Annotated in this window: 5 protein-coding genes; all 5 read right to left on the reverse strand. The window is 64.1% G+C overall.

Going from position 1 to position 3,833, the window contains the following annotated elements:
* Positions 1-164: 164 nt before the first annotated feature.
* The 5 genes from ACSDR0_RS49630 to ACSDR0_RS49650 all read right to left on the reverse strand — a co-directional run bounded on the left by ACSDR0_RS49630 (position 165) and on the right by ACSDR0_RS49650 (position 3,672).
* Positions 165-452, reverse strand: a complete 288-nt coding sequence (locus tag ACSDR0_RS49630; protein ID WP_435295964.1) for a transposase — start codon at positions 450-452, stop codon at positions 165-167.
* 151 nt (positions 453-603) lie between these two features.
* Complete coding sequence (locus ACSDR0_RS49635) at positions 604-1,332, reverse strand: hydrolase (RefSeq protein ID WP_435295965.1); 729 nt, start codon at positions 1,330-1,332, stop codon at positions 604-606.
* A gap of 44 nt (positions 1,333-1,376) precedes the next feature.
* Positions 1,377-1,886: a hypothetical protein gene (locus ACSDR0_RS49640; RefSeq protein ID WP_435295966.1), complete on the reverse strand. Its 510-nt coding sequence runs from the start codon at positions 1,884-1,886 to the stop codon at positions 1,377-1,379.
* A 542-nt stretch (positions 1,887-2,428) separates the two neighbouring features.
* Positions 2,429-3,016, reverse strand: a complete 588-nt coding sequence (locus ACSDR0_RS49645; protein ID WP_435295967.1) for an ATP-binding protein — start codon at positions 3,014-3,016, stop codon at positions 2,429-2,431.
* A 170-nt stretch (positions 3,017-3,186) separates the two neighbouring features.
* Entirely contained in the window at positions 3,187-3,672 is a 486-nt protein-coding gene (locus ACSDR0_RS49650) for a YxiG-like protein (RefSeq protein ID WP_435295968.1), read from the reverse strand.
* Between the last annotated feature and the right edge of the window lie 161 nt (positions 3,673-3,833).

Below are 3,833 nucleotides of genomic sequence, written 5' to 3' on the forward strand. Positions count from 1 at the left end.
GTCCGGGCCGCTCCGGCGGGCACGCCTGAATCGAGCCGGTGCACGCTCCTGTCAAGCCACACCGGGCGGCCGGTTCCCGACGGGCCGCACATCAGGACAAGCCACCGCAACATGCCGGGGCAACGAAAAAACGAGCGAACCCGCCGGGACGCCACCCATGGTATTTACGCGAAGAAAACCGCGGCCCGCTTGAGGATGTCAACGTCCTCGCGCAACCGGCGGTTCTCGCGCCGCAGCGCGGCCAACTCCTCGCGTCCACCGCTGGTCAGCCCGTCTCGGTCGCCGTTGTCGACCTCGGCCTGGCGGATCCAGGCGCGCACCGCGGTCTCGGTCAGATCGAAGTCCGCCGCCACCTGGCCGACCGAACGGTCACCTCGCCGGCACAACTCAACGATCTCGGCCTTGAACTCGCGGGTGAACGACCGACGAGGGCGCGGTTTCTTCTTCCCCATGCTCTCCATCATGGACACTTCCGGGGATGAATCCTTGATCTCGGATGTCCGTCAAACCGGATCAAGCCCACGTCCCGCCTTCACCGCCTCCTGGGGAGATCTGCCGCCTGGCCGGACTGCACGCCCCGGTGCACCGCCATGGTGGGCGGCGTCAGGCTGCTGTAATGCTCCCCGGGAGCATGGCGTGGGCGTATATCACTCCCAGCCCGTAGGCGCCTGCGTGCTCCTTGATGACCGCGGTGATGGTGTCGTAGGTCTGGGTGCGGCTCCAGTCACGCTGCCACTCGAGCACGGTGGTGAGCCATGTCAGCGGCATGACGCCGTGCTGGAGCATGCGCTGAACGGCGTTGTCGTGCGCTTCTGCTGTCACGCCCCCACAAGCGTCAGTGGGGACGTACACCTGGTAACCCTGGTCCACGGCGGACAGGGCGGCGAGGGCGATGCACACCTCCGTCCACAGACCTGCCATGACGATCTTCGGTCGGCCGGTCGCCCTGACGGCGTCGACGACCCGGAGATCCTCCCAGCAGTTCATGGTGGTCCGGTCGATGGGGGAGACGCCGGGGAAGCATTCCGCCAGTTGAGGAAGCAGCGGCCCGGAGAAGGTCTTCGACGCGACCGTGGTCAGGATGACCGGTATGTTGAATATCTTTGCCCCTTTGGCTAGGCCCACCGTCGCGTTGATGATCGAGCCTCGGTCTGTGCTGGTGGTGCTGAAGAACATCTGTGGCTGATGGTCCACCAAGAGGACGACGCTGTCTTGCGGTGTGAGGAGCGATGCCGCCGGATCGGGCTTCGCATTCCTAAAGCTCGCCTTTGTCTTCTCACTTGGTTGTGCCGGAATTGAATGAGCCCCACGGCCCTTGCTGTGTTCTGTCACCTTGTCCTCCTGAATGCGACGCCTGCACCCACGGTCCCTGACGCTCACAGAACGAAGCAGGAATCGAAGATCTCGTCATAAGATGTGCGATCCTTCGTGAAGCCTCGCGCGGCACGCCACTGGCGGTGTTCCTCGGACTCGGCGGCGGCCTCCACCAGAGCCTGAGCCTGACGCACGCCTGAAGGCAGTGTGGGAGGCACGGTGCGATGGAACCCGCCCATCCATAGCGCCATGCGCAGCGACGGGACACCGTCCCAGCGCAGCTCCAGGAGGTAGTTCAAGCCACCCCGGATCACGTGGAGGTGGGAATCGTTAAGCCCAGAAATGATCTGCCGGTTGAGCGTGTCGACGACACGAGTCTCCGTACCGACGAACGGGGCTATGTTCTGGTCGTCTCCCACGGCCGCGATGCGACCGTCTCGGACGGCGATGGCGGCAGCGGTGGGCCTCGCCGGGTCTTGCGTGTACACGCGACCGTTGCGCACGACCAAGTCCGCGGGCTGCTTGGCGTTAGGGTCAGGGGCGATGCCCTCGACAGGCATAGCGTTGATCATGTGCTGACTCCTTGGCACCGGACCCCACGCTCGACCTGTGCTCAGGGGCGCGTCCGGCCGCGCGAGCGTCAACCATGCGGCAGTATGGCGATCTCCGTTTCGGACCACCTTCGCGTATCGCTCTCCGCTTACCCGAACGACATTACCCCTGCTATTTACCTATAGATCGGAACCAGGGCGAAATTTAACTAGGAATTAATTATTTTAAACCCACATATTACCTAGATAGCGAACTCTCTCCTCGCGTTCGATGCCCACTTGAAGAATGCGTACCCGTATTAATGGGTCCAGGGGGACTGTACAAAGAACGGCTCTGGCTTACTTTCGGTGGTAACGGAACGTGCGCATCAAGCCGACGTCGCGAAGCTGGGCGGTTTCCTCACACGCCTATGGGACCGCGCCGTCGCCCGTGACCCTGCTCGCCGGACCGCGCCACGACACCCTTCTGACCAGCTAATTCGCCTCAAACGCGTCTTCATCACCTGTGCCCACGCTCGGTCACCACCGAAAGTGAGCCAGAGCCGAAAGAGAGACAGAGCCGTTTACTGGACAGGCCCCATCCAGTTGGCCAGCGTGCCCGCGTTGATCCCCAGATCTTTCGCGACCGAAGCGATCGATTTCCCGGTCTCGTACACCACCTCCGTGGACGCAACCCTCATCCCCGATGACCGGTGGCGGAGGTCGGGGAGGGGTGAGAGGATCAGACGGCTGCCCGAGCGGGTGGGCAGGGCGAAGGCGACGGCCTTGCCTGGGGTCGCGGCCAGGGTGATGACCGGGTAGGTCTGGCAGTGGCCACCCGAGAGCCGGTGGGCCAGGAGCAGGCCACGACCGTTCTCGGCGAGCAGGGGCAGGCCGATCTCCGTCACCGAGCGCAGCAGGTTGAGGATGAGGCGGATCTCGTGGGTGCCGGGGTCGCCGTCGACGATCTCGCACCAGGTGGGGATGCCGTCCAGGTGGAAGACGCGCAGCTCGTACGGGGGACAGGCGTGTTTCTCAGCGTTGGCGGCGAGTTCGGCGACGATGAGTTCTGCGGTGTCGATGTCGTCGCCGGGCAGGCCCGCCTGCTGGAGCACCTCGCGGACGACGGCGCGGGCCCGGCGTGAGGCGGAGCCGGGCCGCAGGACCTTCACCAGCGCGCGGATATCGCTCCGCCCCGCCGTATTGCCGTCTTGTCCCCTCGTCGTCCCGCTGTCCAGCCAGGTTGTGCCGCTGTGTAGTGTCAGGGCTCAGGACCCGTGCGACAGATCCGGCTCGGGAGGCGGGTGACACTCCGGCTGGATGATCTGTTGCTCTCCGGCGCCTATTGAATCGGAAACTTGTAGTCCGGTCCCTGCCATTCGGATGGGAGTTCTTCGATCTGCAGGTCCGAGAAGATCAGGGTTAAGTCGTGAGCGTTGGTCTGGATCCGGACTTCATGGAAATCGATGCCGATGGCTGCAGCCCAGTTGCGGGCGGTCGGCGAGTCGGCGACGAGTGTGGCCCCGGGATAAAGCAACTGCCAGTTGACGCCCCAGACGTATCCGTCGAGGTCGACGCCGGTTTCATAAGCGATCAACCGGTCATCGAGGGAATCGCGCCAAGTGTCGGCTCGCACGGTTGTGGTGCAGTTGGCCTGAACGCAGTAGCGGAACAGGTAGCGCAGCGTCGCCGGTGCGATCCCGCTCCGCGGGTCGACGGTCGCGTGGATTACGAGCTGGTAGTCACGCATGTACTCCGTGAAGCCATGGCGCAGCAGAGCCTGATCGAAGACGTCGTCCAGAGCCTGTTGCAGCTTCACCAGATCCATGAACGCAGTTCTACCCGATCGGTGCGATCTTCTGTTAACCCTGAGGCTTGCGGACTTTGAACCGGGTGATGGGCTTGGTGGTGGTGCGGGCGACCTCGGCGATGACCTGGCCGGCGCAGGTGATGCGGAAGGTCCCGTCGGCTGCTTCGACGCTCACGGTC

This window comes from Streptosporangium sp. G11 (assembly GCF_051192615.1).
In the GTDB taxonomy this organism is placed as follows: Bacteria; Actinomycetota; Actinomycetes; order Streptosporangiales; family Streptosporangiaceae; genus Streptosporangium.